Below are 16,209 nucleotides of genomic sequence, written 5' to 3' on the forward strand. Positions count from 1 at the left end.
TGCAGAGCAAATCGGTTTTTTGAAATTATATAGGTTGAAATATTATCCTCCAAAATCGTCAAAACGGATATTTTCATCTGGGATACCAAAATCTTGTCCCATTTTCTCTACCGCTTTATTCATTAATGGTGGTCCACAGAAGTATAATTCGATATCTTCTGGGGCATCGTGTTTTGAAAGGTAATTATCGATTACACAATTATGGATAAAGCCAACAAAACCGTCTCCTGCTTCATCGTTAATATCTTTCTTCACTTTCCAATTATCTTCTTCTAAAGGTTCAGATAAAGCTAAATAGAATTTAAAGTTAGGGAAATCTCTCTCTAATTCTCTAAAATGTTCTATATAGAAAAGCTCACGTTTAGAACGACCACCATACCAATAGGTAACAGTTCTTCCTGTTTTAAGGGTTTTGAATAAGTGGTATAGGTGCGAACGCATTGGTGCCATTCCTGCTCCTCCACCAACGTAAAGCATTTCTGCTTCGCTCTCGTTGATGAAGAACTCTCCGTAAGGTCCAGAAATAGTTACTTTATCTCCTGGCTTCTGAGCGAATATGTAAGAAGAAGCAACTCCTGGATTTACATCCATCCAACCGTTTTTATTTCGATCCCATGGTGGTGTAGCAATACGCACGTTAAGCATAATGTCTCTTCCTTCTGCTGGGTAAGAAGCCATAGAGTATGCACGCTCTACAACCTCATCGTTTTTCATGCTTAATGGCCAAAGATTAAACTTATCCCACTCTGCTTGAAACTTATCTGGAGTTTCATGCTCTTCTGGGTGAGCGGTAATATCTATATCTTTGTAGTTTATGGTGCAAGGAGGTATTTCTATTTGGATATAACCTCCTGCTTTATAATTCATATCTTCTGGAATACGAACTACAAATTCTTTAATAAATGAAGCTACGTTGTAATTTCTCACAACTTCTGCTTCCCATTTTTTAATTCCGAATACTTCCTCAGGAATGGTAATTTCCATATCCTGTTTTACTTTTACCTGGCATGCTAAACGAGCTCCGTGTTGTAGCTCTTTACGTGTAAAGTGAGGGGTTTCTGTAGGAAGTGCTTCGCCTCCTCCTGCTAAAACGTGGCATTCACACTGAATACATGTACCACCACCACCACAAGCTGATGGTAAAAATATTTTTTGATTTCCTAAGGTAGAAAGAAGAGTTCCTCCAGATTCTACTTCGATATCTTTTTCTCCGTTGATTTTTATGGTAACTGGACCAGATGGAGATAGTTTTTGTTTTACAAACAATAACAATCCTACCAATAATAAAGTTAATACTAAAAATGCAACTACGGTTACTAAGACAGTTCCTGTTGTATCTACTGCTAATATCATGTTACTCATTTATTGAAGTGGTGTTAGTAACTAATTTATTTTCGTTTGCTTTTCGAGGAGCTTCGGCTGTTTTTACTTCTTCTTTAGCTTTTGCTTCATCATCACCTCCTGTTAACATACCTCCAAAACTCATAAATCCGATAGCCATTAACCCTGTAATAATAAAGGTAATTCCTAAGCCTCTTAGTGGTCCTGGCACCTTAGAGTAACGGATTTTTTCTCTAATAGCGGCAATTGCTAAAATAGCTAAAAACCAACCTATTCCTGAAGATACTCCGTAATTAAAAGCTAAATCTATGCTTGGTATCTCACGAGATTGCATAAATAAAGATCCTCCTAAAATTGCACAGTTTACAGCAATAAGTGGTAAAAATATACCTAAAGAGTTATATAAGCCTGGTGCAAACTTTTCTACAATAATCTCAACTAATTGTACCATGGTTGCAATGGTTGCAATAAACATGATAAATGATAAGAAGCTAAGGTCGAAATCTGCATATTCTGTTCCTAACCATTTTAGCGCTCCTGGTTGTAAAATATATTGATCTAATAACCAGTTTACTGGTACGGTTACTGCAAGTACAAAAATTACAGCAGCTCCAAGACCAACCGCAGTACTTACTTTTTTAGATACTGCAAGGTAAGAACACATCCCTAAGAATGTTGCAAATACCATGTTATCTATAAAAATTGATTTAAAAAATAATTCTATATGTTCCATATGATATCTTTTAGACTAATCTATAAATTGATTAGGCTTTAAATGTTATTCGTCTTCTATTAAGGCTTTATTACGGCTACGTTGTACCCAAATGATAATTCCTACTACAATAAGTGCCATTGGTGCTAATAGCATAAAGCCATTATTTTCGTATCCAAAAGCATAAACGCCTGTTTTTTCTATTGGATCTCCTAATACTTTATAGCCTAATAACGTACCTGCTCCTAAAAGTTCTCTAAAAAACCCTACGATAATTAAAATTACACCATATCCTAAGGCATTTCCTATTCCGTCTAAGAACGATCTCCAAAGCCCGTTTCCTAAAGCAAAGGCTTCAAAACGCCCCATAATAATACAGTTGGTAATAATAAGCCCTACGAAAACGGATAAGGTTTTACTTAACTCGTATGCAAAGGCTTTTAGCACTTGGTCTACAATAATTACTAAGGCAGCTACTACGGTAAGCTGTACTATAATTCTAATTTTTGAAGGAATGATATTTCTTATTAAAGAGATAACTACGTTTCCTACTCCCATTACGAATAATACGGATACCGCCATTACGATAGATGCTTTAAGCTCGGCTGTAATTGCTAATGCAGAACAAATACCTAATACTTGAATAGTAATTGGGTTATTATCTGCTAATGGGTCTGAAATTAATTTTGCATCTTTTCTAGATAAAAGTCCCATACGATTATTTGTTTTTTAATTTATCAAAATAAGGCTTATAAAGCTTAAGATCATTTCTAAGCATATCTGCAACACCGTTTCCAGTAATTGTTGCTCCTGCAATGGCATCTACTTCGTTATCCTTTTTATCTTTATTCAACGGGTCTGCATTACTTTTGGTAATGGCTACTCCTTTAAAGTTTCCTTTACTATCTAGTAAATGTTCTCCTATAAAATCATCCATAAAGAAACGCTCTTTAATATTGGCTCCTAAACCTGCGGTTTCTGCTTTATGGTCAAAATAAGCCCCTTGGATTACCATGTTTTCATCCATAGCAATGTATGCCCACACAGCGTCCCAAAGACCTTTTCCTCTAATTGGAACTATGTAAAACGTTTTTCCGTCTTTTTCTCCAACAAATAAAGGTAATCTTCTTTCTGCTCCTTTTGCTTTTTCTTTTTTAATATCAATTAAATAAGCTTTATCATCCTCTGTTATGTCTCCGTTGCTTTCTAGTACAATTTGTTTGGTTATGTACTTTCCAAAAAGTTCTGGAGCATCTTTGGTTGATACAAAGATAGCACTGGTTTCATTGTTTTCATTAACACCCATTGCATAAAGGATGTTTTGCTGTTTTTCCAGCTCTACATTGGTAGATATTTTACCTTTTAGCGATGCTGCGGTAAAAGCAAGTAAAGCACCAACTACCACTACCATTCCTATGGCAAATAATATTGTATATCCGTTACTGTCTGTTCTTTTACTCATGTTACGCTGTTTTTGCTTTTAGACGTTTCATTCTTTTCTTCACGTTTCCTTGCACCACATAGTGATCTATGGTTGGAGCAAATACATTCATCAATAAGATAGCTAGCATTACTCCTTCTGGATACGCTGGGTTAAATACACGTATTAAGATAGAAATAAAGCCTATCAAGAATCCGTATATCCATTTTCCTTTATTGGTTTGGGAAGCGGTTACAGGATCGGTTGCCATAAATACAACCCCAAAGGCAAAACCTCCTATTAATAAATGATGCCAAAATTCTGTACTCATCAAGGTATAGAATTTACTTCCTTCTGTAATCCAGCCGGCATCTACAACGCTATTAAATATAAGTCCCATTACTAGTGCTCCTACTACTGCAGAAAACATAATTCTCCAACTTCCTATTTTAGAAAAAATAAGGAATAAGGCTGCTAGGGCAATAAGTAAGGTTGAAGTTTCTCCGATAGAACCAGGGATAAAACCAAAGAACATATCTGCTACAGAATAATGTACTTCATGTCCTTGTGCTAAACTTCCTAAAATAGTTTCGCCCGAAATAGCATCTACATTTTTACCTGCTGCCATTTGCTGTGCATTTTCTACCGCACCATGTACCCAAACTTTATCTCCAGACATCCAAGTAGGGTATGCAAAGAATAAGAATGCTCTAATAGTGAGGGCAGGGTTCAGGATATTCATTCCTGTACCTCCAAATACTTCTTTTCCTATTACTACTCCAAAAGCTACTGCTACGGCTAGCATCCATAGTGGTAAATCTACAGGAACAATTAAAGGCACAAGCATACCTGTTACCAAGTAACCTTCTTCTATTTCATGACCTTTTATTACCGCGAATAAAAACTCTATTGCTAAACCTACTACGTAGGATACAATTACTAAGGGTAATACTTTTATTATTCCCATTACTAGGTTATCCCAACTCCAAAAAGCAGCTGAAAAGAAACCTTCTACAGCTTCGATATCGCCTAATGCTAAATAATGTTGGTATCCTGCGTTAAACATCCCAAAAATTAAACATGGCACTAATGACATGATTACTGTATTCATGGTACGTTTAAGATCGTCTGCCGCTTTAACATGCGTTCCTCCATGCGTCACCTCGTTTGGTGTAAATAAGAAGGTATGAAAGCCGTTAAATAAAGGAGCTAATTTTGTTCCTTTATATTTATCGTTAATTTTATGTAATTTATCAAATAAACCCATTTTCTATATGTTTTTCTTTTTTATGATTAAAATGAAGTTATTAACCAATTTCTTTAATCATTAAATCTAAACCTTCTCTAATAATCTGTTGATGTGGTTGTTTAGAAACACATACAAATTCCGTAAGAGCAAAATCTTCTGGTGCTACTTCATACATTCCTAAAGCTTCCATCTCGTCTAAATCTTTATACATACAAGATTTTAGCACTTGCATCGGGAACATATCTAACGGAAATACCTCCTCGTAAATCCCTGTAAGCACAAAGGCTCTGTGCTCTCCGTTGGTATTGGTGCTAAGCTTATATTTTTTATTGGGACTTAACCACGAGAAAGTCATTGCTCTAGAGGTAGATACTTTATCGGTAATAGGTTTATTCCACCCAAAAAGTTCGTAATGATTGCCTTCTGGAATTACCGTAATCATGTTATTATAATAATCCAGACTACCGTTCTCTGCAGAAACTTTTCTCCCCGTAAGTACATTTCCTGAAATTACACGAACATTAGCTCCTTTAGTAACGCCTTCGTTATAAATAACAGAAGCTACATCGGCTCCTATTTTTGTTTTAAAATAACGTGGCTTTTTCACTTCAGATCCAGCTAAAGCTATGATACGTTCTGGATTAAATTTCCCTGTAAGAAACAAGTCTCCAAGAATTACTAAATCTTGCGGTGTAATTGTCCAAACGGTTTCTCCCTTATTAACGGGATCTATTTTATTGATTTGCGTCCCTACATTCCCTACTGGATGCGGCCCTGAAACCTTATGTATAGCAACACCGGTTAAATTTGCCATAGGAGATTTTGCACTCCCTACACTTACATGAACCTTACCTGTAGTAAGTTTCGATAAAGCATCTATAGCAGCCTGCATTTGTTTTTCCTTACCTTGCAATACATAATCGTAATCTGCAGCAAGTGGTGCCGAAGCATACCCAGAAACAAAAATGGCTTTAGGTGTTTTTTCAGGATTAGCAATTACATCGTACGGACGTTGTTTAATAAAAACCCAGCCTCCTGAAGCTAATAATCTTGTTTTGATAGTTTCTGCATCGGCACTAGCCACATTTAAAGCTCCGTGATCTACAGTCTCTTGTTGAGCATCTGCTTTAATCCGTACAGCCATAATGCGTCTTCGCTCTCCGCGTTCTACCGCTACAACTTCCCCTGCAACAGGCGATACAAACTTCATTTCCTCAATATTTTTATTAAAGAAAATTGTTTCTCCAGCCTTTACTTTGGTTCCTTCTTTAGCTATAAGTCTTGGGAGTATTCCGTGAAAGTCTTCGGGTCTTATGGTATAAATCGCACTAGAAGCGGCATTTTCAGTAGACTTTTCAGCCTCACCTACTAATTTTATATCTAGACCTTTTTTGATTTTAATGTCGTTTGACATAGTGTTTTAAATAAAGTTAATTATTCGCGATTGCAAATTTAGTAATTAAATTATCATCTTATAGCCTTGTCTAATGGAAGTTGCTTATTTATATTCTTTCTAAATAAAATCAGGTTTTAATCTTACTTTTATAAAAATCTCTACAAATAAAAATATGTATATTTAACCCAAAAAAACGTCATGAAATTTTCATTTTTCATTTTTATAGCCATCATATACAGTAGCATTGTTTGGAGCCAGCAACCAGAAATCACCCCACCCGCATATATAAAAACCATCCAGTTTGAAGGTGGAATTGAATTTAGCGGAACTCCTATTGTAAAACTCGGAGAGTCTATACACATATCATTTGATGATTTAATTGGAGATGAAGCCGATTATTATTACAAAATAACACATTACAATTTCGATTGGACGCCTTCAGAATTATCAAAAAACGAATACATGGAAGGCTATGATAACATGAGGATCACAAATTACCTCAACTCATACAACACACTCCAAATATATTCTCATTACTGGCTAGAAATCCCTAACAAAAACACAAAAAGATTAAAAGTAAGCGGAAACTACATGCTGGAAATTTACAACAATAAAGATGAAATTGTTTTCTCAAGAAAATTTATGATTTATGAAGACATTGCAAAAGTTACTACCGAAATTAAACGAACACGCGACTTAAAATACATAGACCAAAAACAAGCTGTATACTTTTCTATAGATGGAAGCGACAACCTCCTTATAAGAAACCCAGACAGCAATCTTAAAACCCTAATTATAAAAAACAACAACCTACAAGAAAGCATCTACAACCTTAAACCACAGTACAACACAGGGAACAAGTTTATTTATCGCTATGACAAAGAGGCTTCGTTTTGGGGAGGAAATGAATTTTTAGCCTTCGACACCAAAGATGTTCGCGGAACCGCAATGAATATCAGAAAAATTGAATTGATCGATATCTATAACACCTACTTATACGCCAATGCCAGCCGAGCACACGAACCATATACTTACAACCCCGATATTAACGGGAGCTATGTAATACGAACCCTACAAGGCGAGAACAACAATATTGAAGCCGAGTACACCTGGGTACATTTCAACCTACTAAACCCTTACAATATTCCTGAAGATGCAGCAATACACCTCTACGGAAGCTTTAATAATTACACCATAGACGACAGCACAAAACTTACCTACAACAAAAAAACAGACAGTTACCAATTAAAACATCTTTTCAAACAAGGCTTTTACAACTATAAATACATTCTTGTAAATAAAGACGGAAGCATAGATCATGGTGCCATCTCTGGTAATTTCGATAAAACAGAAAACAATTATACTGTCTTGGCCTATTACCGAGATTTAGGCGGAAGATACGACAGGATAATAGGAGTAGGAAGCGCAAACAGCAAAAATATATCCAATTAATTTTACAGCTTTACAACAGAAAAATAGTTTTTTAATTTTTATTTTAATATCTTAGTGGTTTGATTCTAGTGCCTTTGCACAGAGAAGGTTAATTAGTATGATACAACAAATCACAAAAGGTATAAAAATATCTGTAAAAACAAGTTTTCAAGGCGCTTTCCTTAAAAACTATAAAACTCATTTTGCCTTTACTTATCATATTACCATAGAGAATCAGAGCAACGATTCTGTACAACTCAACTCCCGATTTTGGCTCATTAAAGACTCATTAAGCAAAAACGAGATTATAAATGGCGAAGGTATAATAGGGAAAAAACCTGTTTTAAAACCTGGCGAAACACACAACTACAGTAGCGGATGCCTTATTACATCGCCATTTGGTGCCATGAGTGGCTACTATAACATGATAAACTTCACCTCTACCAAAACATTTAAAGTTAAAATTCCCACATTTAAACTTAGCGCTCCTTTTGCCCTAAATTAAAGCCTAAACAATTCTTTTTATTTTCATTATTAAAATAGCATAAAATAGCTATATTTACAGCTATATAAATATGTGTAGAATTATAAAATAAAAATTATGGGAAAAGGATTTTTTCACGTGCCTCCGGCAGTAAACGAACCTATTAAATCGTATGCACCAGGCACTCCAGAAAGAGACGAAGTTTTAAAAATGTATAAAGAATTATACAACCAGAAAATTGACGTCCCTCTATATATAGGCGATCAAGAAATCCGCACCAACAATACTAGAAATATCAACCCTCCACACGATCACCAACACTGTGTAGGAACATTTCATACTGCAGAAAAAAAACATATAGAACAAGCCATAAGCACTGCCTTAGAAGCTAGAAAAAAATGGTCACAATTAGCATGGGAACAACGTGCTGCCATATTTTTAAAAGCTGCTGATTTAATTGCCGGACCTTATCGTGCTAAAATAAATGCTGCAACCATGATTGGGCAGTCTAAAAACATCTTCCAGGCAGAAATAGATTCAGCTTGTGAGATTATAGACTTTTTACGTTTCAACGTAGAGTACATGACTCAAATGTATGATGAACAACCAGAATCTGACGAGCACGCTTGGAACAGAGTAGAATATAGACCTTTAGAAGGTTTTGTTTACGCCATAACCCCATTTAACTTTACAGCTATTGCAGGGAATTTACCTTCAAGTGCTGCCATGATGGGGAACGTTGTAGTTTGGAAACCTAGCGCAACACAAATGTTCTCTGCACAAGTACTTATGGAAGTTTTCCAAGAGGCAGGAGTTCCTAACGGCGTAATAAATATGGTAATGGGAGATGCCCAAATGATTACCGAAACTGTATTAGCCAGCCCTGATTTTGCAGGAGTTCACTTTACAGGTAGTACAGGTGTATTTAACAGCATTTGGAGTAAAATAGGGCAAAATATAGGTAACTATAAAACTTACCCTAGAATTGTAGGAGAAACTGGCGGTAAAGATTTTATTGTTGCACACCCTTCTGCAAATTCAAAAGAAGTTTCTACTGCAATCGCTAGAGGTGCTTTTGAATTCCAAGGACAAAAATGTAGTGCTGCTTCTAGAATGTATATCCCTAAAAGCATGTGGCCAAGCGTTAAAGCTGAATTAGAGGCCGATCTAAAATCCTTCAAAATGGGGTCGCCAGAAGACATGAGCAACTTTATTAATGCTGTAATCGACGAAAAATCTTTCGATAAATTAGCCAGTTATATCGACAGAGCTAAAAACGATACTGATGCCGAGGTAATTATGGGAGGTAACTACGATAAATCTAAAGGTTGGTTTATAGAGCCTACGGTAATCCTTACCAGCAACCCTAAATATGTTACCATGGAAACTGAGCTTTTTGGCCCTGTAGCAACAATTTATGTTTACGAAGATGACAAATGGGAAGAAATGCTAAACCTAGTAGACACTACTAGTGAATACGCATTAACAGGAGCTATTTTCTCTAAAGACCGTTATGCGGCAGAACAAGCTACAAAAGCTTTAGAAAACGCTGCAGGAAACTTCTACATCAACGACAAATGTACAGGAGCCGTAGTAGGTAGACAGCCTTTTGGAGGAGCAAGAGCCAGTGGAACAAACGACAAAGCAGGTTCTAAGCTTAACCTAATGCGTTGGGTTTCTGTTCGCTTAATCAAAGAAACTTTTGTACCACCAACAGATTATAGATATCCGTTTTTAGGAGAAGAATAAGCTTCAAAAAACAATATAAAACAAAAAGCTACGGATTAACCGTAGCTTTTTTTGTTTTTATTATCTTTATAAGCAGCAGCATGGGTAGATTTTGCCACCTATGAAGAAATAAGCAACTATTTTTCAGAAAAAGAAGAGTCTAACAATAAATATTATGAACAAGAAAGCAGAACAGAACAAGAAGGATCAAGGGAAGCTGACAGCAGAGAAATGGGCAAGGTTCACACCAGCAATGAAAGCACGATTCAAACTAGAGACGGCAAGGCTAATGAAGAAAAACCCAGAGTTCGAGAAAAAAGCGATGGCAATATTCAAGAAAGCAGAGGAAAGACACAAAGCCGAACAAGCGGAGAAAACTCAACAACAAAAAAGCCAAAATCCCAAAAAGGAAAACAACGCTTAAACCCAATAGATAAGAGTGCCTTTACTAAGCTTGTTAATAGGATAAAAAAGGCTTTCCCAAAAACAAGAATTATTCTTGATGCTGACAGAATGAAAACCCGGTTAGCAGAATTGGGCGAAGCATCGATATTACAAATTTTTCCTTATCGTAAAAGCAAAGACAATCATCTTGAAGAAAGCTTTAACCAAGCCAACAAGATGTTTAGCGAAGGGGTATCCTTAAATGAGATATGGAAAAAAACAGGTTTTTTTCTTAGGCAAAACACCAATAACGGTAAATGGGAGTGGGCTTATAGAATAGACCAAAACAAAATGAATGTAAGAATGCCTGCTTTAAGAGTAGGTAGTAGATATAATTTATCGGATATTGTGAAATATCCAGCGTTTTTTAGTATTTTCCGAAAGCTAAAGACATCACAGTCAAAGTAACTGATAATGCTAATAGACAGTCTGTTATGGATTTATCGGCAGACGGAAAAACACTAACTATAAACCTTGCTTATTACAAAGGCTATGAAAGAAGCACCAAAGGAACCAAAGAAACAATCGCCCACGAACTCCAACATTATGTGCAAACGAGCGAACACGGAGGAGGCACGTCAAACAATAAAGCGTCTAAGAATGTTAGCCGCAGGCTTAGATCCTTACGTAGGATATATAACGGCGGACGACTTGTTTTAGGCTATAAACTTACCGATGCAGACGTACAGGAGCCGTAGTAGGCAGACAGCCTTTTGGAGGAGCAAGAGCCAGCGAAACAAACGATAAAGCAGGCTCTAAGCTTAACCTAATGCGCTAGGTTTCTGTTCGCTTAATCAAAGAAACTTTTGTACCACCAACAAATTATAGATATCCGTTTTTTCGGAGAAGAATAAGCTTCAAAAAACAATATAAAACAAAAAGCTACGGATTAACCGTAGCTTTTTTTGTTTTTATCACTTTACCTTGATTACTTTATATTTTTACACTATATTTAGCATAATTTAACACCTTTCTCTTTAAAAAGAAGCTAATCAACCAATCTATCTACAGAGCCCAATTCTAGTATCTCGATATACTTAATTGGGCTTCCATATTTATTAGCCTTTATATTTTAGCGGAAGATAAACCAGCTTTTTTGTTTCAAAAAAATCTTCCGAAAAATAATTGGTTAACGGAATAATTTGAGCTGTTGTATATTTTCTCAACTCCTCTTCCAAATCTCCGCCCTTCAAATACAAAATACCATTTCTATGCTCATGCTTACTCGTTTTCTTAATACGCCCTTTTATCCAACGTACAAAAGTCTCCATTTGGGCAACAGCCCTACTTATTATAAAATCATATTGCCCATCAAGCTCCTCTACACGAGCATTAGTGGTTTTTACATTTTCTAAACCTAAACCTTCTACTACATGGTCTACAACTTTAATTTTTTTCCCAATACTATCTACCAAATGAAAATTTGTTTCAGGAAATAGAATGGCCAAAGGCACACCAGGAAAACCTCCTCCTGTACCTACATCAAGAACATTAGCATGAGGATTAAACCCCTGAAATTTAGCTATTCCTAACGAATGCAACACATGCCTTAAATATAACTCATCGATATCTTTACGAGAAACCACATTAATCTTCAAGTTCCAATCTTTATAAAGTTCTTGTAGTTTTTCAAACTGAACCAATTGTTCTTCAGTTAGGTTCGGAAAGTATTTTTGTAGTAAATCCAACTTTTTATTTTTATGCAAAAGTACAACTAAAGCCTAATTTTTTAGAAAAAATTCTTTGGCTATTTTAAAATTAATAATGCACCACCTCATTCTATAGGATTACAAACAGTTTAGTTTGCTGAATTCGGTAAATCACAATAAGTTTTATACCTTTGAATTTAATATTAAGTTCCTTATTTACGTTATACAAAAGCATTATTTGCATATGAAAAATCTTCTTTCCGAAAGAATAAACAAGCTGCAAACCTCAGCTACCTTAGCTATGGCTGCTAAAGCTAGAGCGTTAAAAGCCGAAGGAAAAGACATTATTAGCTTAAGCTTGGGCGAGCCAGACTTTAATACTCCCGATTTTATTAAAGAAGCCGCTATCCAGGCCATAAATGACAACTACACGAGTTACCCGCCCGTAGATGGTTATCCAGCACTAAAAGAAGCTATTGCAGGAAAATTTAAACGAGACAACAACCTTACTTATAGTACCGCTCAAATAGTTGTTTCTACCGGAGCAAAACAAGCCTTAGCCAATGCCGCTTTAGTATGTATTAACCCTGGAGACGAAGTTATTTTACCTTGTCCATACTGGGTAAGCTACAGAGACATTGTAAAGATAGCAGAAGGCGTACCTGTAGAAGTACAAACCTCTATAGAAAATGATTTTAAAATAACCCCAGAGCAATTAGAAGCGGCCATCACACCAAAAACAAAGATGCTATGGTACAGTTCGCCATGTAACCCTAGTGGCTCTATTTACAGTAAAGAAGAACTAAGAGCCTTAGCAGATGTACTGCAAAAACACCCCGATATTATCGTAGTGAGCGATGAAATTTACGAGCACATTAATTTTGTAGGCGGTCATGTTTCTATGGCTCAATTTGAGGATATGTATAACCGCACCATCACTGTAAACGGAGTATCCAAAGCTTTTGCTATGACAGGCTGGAGAATTGGTTACATTGGCGCTCCAGAAGCTATTGCTAAAGCTTGTACTAAAATGCAAGGACAAATTACCAGTGGAGCAAATTCTATTGCACAACAAGCAACCATTGCAGCTGTTAGTGCGCCTGTAAGTAAAATTAAATACATGGTAGATGAATTTAAAGAACGAAGAACACTTATTCTTAACCTTTTAAACAGCATTGAAGGCTTTAACTGCAACAACCCAGAAGGTGCTTTTTATGTATTCCCTAACGTTGCTGCCTTATTCGGAAAAACGTTTAACGGAAAAACCATTCAGAACGCTTCAGACCTATCTATGTATTTACTAGAGGAAGCCAATGTTGCTACAGTAACAGGAGAAGCCTTCGGAAATCCAGATTGTATTAGGTTATCCTACGCTGCCAGTAAAGAAGAAATCACAACAGCCATTAACAGAATAAAGAAAGCCTTAAGCTAAAGGCTTCATGCTTTCACCTATAAAAAAATCCTGAAAGTTAATGTTTCAGGATTTTTTTATAGCATTATTCTACCTGTTACGCCAGAAAAAAGGTGTAAATATAATAAGTACAGTTAGCAGCTCTAGCCTTCCTGTTAACATTAAAAAAGCGCTCCACCATTTACCTGCATCGGGCAATACATCAAAATTATCTACTGGGCTCAACATCCCATAGGCTGGACCAATATTTCCTAAAGATGATGCTGCAGCACCTATAGCACTTTCAAAATCTAAACCTAGGTAAGCAAGAAAAACAGCACCGATTATAAACACCAAAAGGTACCATATAAAAAAACCTAAAATATTAAATACAATTTTCCCTTGAATAGCTTTTCCATTATAACGTACAGGAAGTACAGCATTAGGATGAAGCGTACGCTTAAACTCGGTTATCCCATTTCGTATCATAATAATATGCCTAACAATTTTTACTCCTCCCGAGGTTGAACCTGCTGAGCCTCCTAAGAAGAAAAGCCCAAAAAAGAGCATACTCAAAAAGGGAGTCCACATAGTGAAGTCTGCAGAAACAAATCCCGTAGTAGTAATAACCGATATCACTTGAAACAATGAATGCCTAAAAGCGCTTTCATACTCTCCCCACACCATTGGATGATCTATGGATGACAAAGAAGGGTCGGCCTGAAAATAAATTATCACAGAAGAAATTAACGTAAGTCCTGCTATAAAAATAAAATACCATTTCAGCTCTTCATTGCGTAATACTTTTTGAATTTGCCCCTTGAAACTAAAATAACTCATTACAAAATTAGTTCCTGCCAAAAACATAAATACAATAATAATATACTGAATTACAGGATCGTCATTCCAATAAGCAACACTTGCATTTTTTGTAGAAAACCCACCTGTAGATAACGTACTTAAGGCATGGTTTAGTGCATCAAATACACTCATTCCTGCTACGCTTAATAGTATTGTTTCTGCAACGGTATAGCCTACATAAATAAGCCATAATCTTTTTGCGGTATCGGCTATTCTAGGTTTTAATTTATCTGCACTTGGCCCAGGAGCTTCTGCTGCAAACAGCTGCATTCCTCCCACACCCAACAAGGGTAAGATGGCTACAGCAAGAACAATAATTCCCATCCCTCCTATCCAATGTGTTAAGCTTCGCCATAACAAAACCCCGTGAGGAAGAATTTCGATATCATTAAGAATAGTTGCACCTGTTGTGGTATAGCCCGACATGGTTTCAAAAAAAGCATCGGTAACATTATCTATGCTTCCTGTAAAAAGATAGGGTAACATCCCGCTTAGTGTCATAAAAACCCAACCAAAAGTTACAATGATATACCCTTCGCGTTGCTTTAATTCTTTTTTATGATTTTTGGTAGCAAACATTAATATTAACCCAACCAGCATAGTGGTAAAAGATGCTCCTGCCAACTCTACAATAGCCCCATCTTTATAAATGATACTCGCTATGCAGGCCAACAACATAAACCCTCCATTACAAAGCAGTAAAAGCCCCATAATATGGGTAATAATTTTTAAATTAAGCTTAGGCATTTTTACAACAAATTTTCTACTTTCCGAATAGCTTGTGGCAAACAGCAAACTACAATCCTATCGTTTGGTTTTATGGTAAAATCTCCCATCGGGATAATTCCTTCTTTATTTCTAATAACTCCACCTACAATTGCATTTCGAGGCCACTTAATATCAGCTATGCGTTTATTACTAACTTTAGAGTCTTCTTTTACAATAAACTCTAACAGCTCCGCATTCATGTTGTTTAGTTTTGTCATCGCCACAACATCTCCTTTTCTTATATACCTAAAAATGGTATTTGCGGCAAGAAGCTTTTTATTAATCAAGGTATTAATTCCTATAGAATGACTTAATTGAAAATAATCCATATTTTCTACCAGCGATATGGTTTTCATCACTCCTTTAGATTTTGCCATCAGGCAAGTCATAATGTTAGTTTCAGAATTTCCAGTCACTGCGATAAACGCATCCATATCATAAATATTCTCTTCTTCTAGAACCTCTGCATCTCTTCCATCGCTATGTATTACTAATGTTTTAGGAAGTTCGTCTGCCAGCTCGAATGCTTTCTCTCGGTTAGATTCTATAAGCTTTACATTAAATTTTGCATCGCAAAGGCTCTTGGCGGTTCTTCTTCCTATTTTACTCCCTCCAAGAATCATGATGTTTTTAATTTCGTGCTTAGTTTTTCCCGTAAGTTTATAGAGTTCATCTACACCGTCTTGTGTGGTAACAAAATATACTTGGTCTCCTTCTTTAAAAACTGTATTCCCTCTAGGAATAAGCGTGTATTGTGTTCCATAACGTTGCACGGCAATGGTTACAAATTTTAAATCTGGAAAAATATTTACAGCGCTGCTTATGGTCTCACCCACAAACGGAGCATTTTTTGCTAATTTAAAACCAACCATTGTTAATGCCCCTTGATCGAACATAAAAGTATCGTTAAACGCAGATCTATTTAGTAATTCTTCTATCTCTTTAGCTGCCAAAGATTCTGGCGAGATAAGTTCGTCTATTCCAAAACGTTTAAAACCTAGTTTACTTTTACGCTCTATAAACTCTTCGTTAGAAATTCTAGCAATTGTTCGCTTAGCGCCCAGTTGTTTTGCGAGTACACAGATGGTAATATTTGTGGTTTCGCTAGACGTTACACTAATCACCAAATCAGCTTCATCTACTTGGGCCTCTGTTAATATTTTTATTGAGGTAGCATCGCCCTTAATTGTAATAATATCTAAATGACTATCGGCATGCTGCAAGTTGTTTTGCTCATTGTCTATCAATGTTATATTCTGCGATTCATACGAAAGTAATTTTGCCAAATGAAAGCCTACTTCCCCTGCCCCAGCAATAATAATTTTCATAACCTAAT

Annotated in this window: 16 protein-coding genes; 7 read left to right on the top strand and 9 right to left on the bottom strand. The window is 36.1% G+C overall.

What is annotated here, in order from left to right; translation table 11 throughout:
• Nucleotides 1-42: 42 nt before the first annotated feature.
• Genes nqrF through GGR32_RS06480 form a run of 6 tightly spaced genes read right to left on the bottom strand, consistent with a single transcriptional unit; the run spans nucleotide 43 to nucleotide 6,136 of the window.
• Nucleotides 43-1,353, bottom strand: coding sequence for an NADH:ubiquinone reductase (Na(+)-transporting) subunit F (gene nqrF / locus GGR32_RS06455; protein WP_183477414.1), 1,311 nt, complete (start codon nucleotides 1,351-1,353; stop codon nucleotides 43-45).
• Nucleotide 1,354: 1 nt separating this feature from the next.
• The gene (nqrE, locus tag GGR32_RS06460) at nucleotides 1,355-2,074 is read right to left on the bottom strand and encodes an NADH:ubiquinone reductase (Na(+)-transporting) subunit E (protein ID WP_183477368.1); all 720 of its coding nucleotides are present in this window, start codon (nucleotides 2,072-2,074) and stop codon (nucleotides 1,355-1,357) included.
• A 45-nt stretch (nucleotides 2,075-2,119) separates the two neighbouring features.
• Complete coding sequence (locus GGR32_RS06465) at nucleotides 2,120-2,767, bottom strand: NADH:ubiquinone reductase (Na(+)-transporting) subunit D (protein ID WP_183477369.1); 648 nt, start codon at nucleotides 2,765-2,767, stop codon at nucleotides 2,120-2,122.
• A gap of 4 nt (nucleotides 2,768-2,771) precedes the next feature.
• Nucleotides 2,772-3,515, bottom strand: coding sequence for a Na(+)-translocating NADH-quinone reductase subunit C (locus GGR32_RS06470; protein WP_183477370.1), 744 nt, complete (start codon nucleotides 3,513-3,515; stop codon nucleotides 2,772-2,774).
• A 1-nt stretch (nucleotide 3,516) separates the two neighbouring features.
• Complete coding sequence (locus GGR32_RS06475; RefSeq protein ID WP_183477371.1) at nucleotides 3,517-4,740, bottom strand: NADH:ubiquinone reductase (Na(+)-transporting) subunit B; 1,224 nt, start codon at nucleotides 4,738-4,740, stop codon at nucleotides 3,517-3,519.
• A gap of 40 nt (nucleotides 4,741-4,780) precedes the next feature.
• Entirely contained in the window at nucleotides 4,781-6,136 is a 1,356-nt protein-coding gene (locus GGR32_RS06480; RefSeq protein WP_183477372.1) for a Na(+)-translocating NADH-quinone reductase subunit A, read from the bottom strand.
• A gap of 180 nt (nucleotides 6,137-6,316) precedes the next feature.
• Between GGR32_RS06480 and GGR32_RS06485 the strand changes: the two genes are divergently transcribed.
• The 6 genes from GGR32_RS06485 to GGR32_RS06510 all read left to right on the top strand — a co-directional run bounded on the left by GGR32_RS06485 (nucleotide 6,317) and on the right by GGR32_RS06510 (nucleotide 10,903).
• Nucleotides 6,317-7,570, top strand: a complete 1,254-nt coding sequence (locus GGR32_RS06485) for a type IX secretion system plug protein (RefSeq protein WP_183477373.1) — start codon at nucleotides 6,317-6,319, stop codon at nucleotides 7,568-7,570.
• Nucleotides 7,571-7,667: 97 nt separating this feature from the next.
• Nucleotides 7,668-8,054: a Co2+/Mg2+ efflux protein ApaG gene (gene apaG / locus GGR32_RS06490; protein ID WP_183477374.1), complete on the top strand. Its 387-nt coding sequence runs from the start codon at nucleotides 7,668-7,670 to the stop codon at nucleotides 8,052-8,054.
• Nucleotides 8,055-8,150: 96 nt separating this feature from the next.
• Nucleotides 8,151-9,782, top strand: a complete 1,632-nt coding sequence (pruA, locus tag GGR32_RS06495; protein WP_183477375.1) for an L-glutamate gamma-semialdehyde dehydrogenase — start codon at nucleotides 8,151-8,153, stop codon at nucleotides 9,780-9,782.
• Between the two features lie 154 nt (nucleotides 9,783-9,936).
• The gene (locus GGR32_RS06500; RefSeq protein ID WP_183477376.1) at nucleotides 9,937-10,185 is read left to right on the top strand and encodes a hypothetical protein; all 249 of its coding nucleotides are present in this window, start codon (nucleotides 9,937-9,939) and stop codon (nucleotides 10,183-10,185) included.
• Between the two features lie 89 nt (nucleotides 10,186-10,274).
• On the top strand, nucleotides 10,275-10,613 hold the full coding sequence (locus GGR32_RS06505; RefSeq protein ID WP_183477377.1) for a hypothetical protein: 339 nt from the start codon (nucleotides 10,275-10,277) through the stop codon (nucleotides 10,611-10,613).
• Complete coding sequence (locus GGR32_RS06510) at nucleotides 10,598-10,903, top strand: eCIS core domain-containing protein (protein ID WP_343066432.1); 306 nt, start codon at nucleotides 10,598-10,600, stop codon at nucleotides 10,901-10,903. Before GGR32_RS06505 ends, GGR32_RS06510 begins: the two co-directional genes overlap by 16 nt.
• A gap of 360 nt (nucleotides 10,904-11,263) precedes the next feature.
• Here the strand turns inward: GGR32_RS06510 and rsmG are convergent, their stop codons facing one another.
• On the bottom strand, nucleotides 11,264-11,893 hold the full coding sequence (rsmG, locus tag GGR32_RS06515) for a 16S rRNA (guanine(527)-N(7))-methyltransferase RsmG (protein ID WP_183477379.1): 630 nt from the start codon (nucleotides 11,891-11,893) through the stop codon (nucleotides 11,264-11,266).
• 205 nt (nucleotides 11,894-12,098) lie between these two features.
• Between rsmG and GGR32_RS06520 the strand changes: the two genes are divergently transcribed.
• Complete coding sequence (locus tag GGR32_RS06520) at nucleotides 12,099-13,286, top strand: pyridoxal phosphate-dependent aminotransferase (RefSeq protein ID WP_183477380.1); 1,188 nt, start codon at nucleotides 12,099-12,101, stop codon at nucleotides 13,284-13,286.
• 69 nt (nucleotides 13,287-13,355) lie between these two features.
• Here GGR32_RS06520 and GGR32_RS06525 read toward each other — a convergent pair whose 3' ends face one another.
• Entirely contained in the window at nucleotides 13,356-14,852 is a 1,497-nt protein-coding gene (locus GGR32_RS06525) for a TrkH family potassium uptake protein (protein WP_183477381.1), read from the bottom strand.
• A gap of 2 nt (nucleotides 14,853-14,854) precedes the next feature.
• Nucleotides 14,855-16,201: a Trk system potassium transporter TrkA gene (trkA, locus tag GGR32_RS06530; protein WP_183477382.1), complete on the bottom strand. Its 1,347-nt coding sequence runs from the start codon at nucleotides 16,199-16,201 to the stop codon at nucleotides 14,855-14,857.
• Nucleotides 16,202-16,209 lie beyond the last annotated feature (8 nt).

Source organism: Mesonia hippocampi, assembly GCF_014197445.1.
GTDB lineage: Bacteria > Bacteroidota > Bacteroidia > Flavobacteriales > Flavobacteriaceae > Mesonia > Mesonia hippocampi.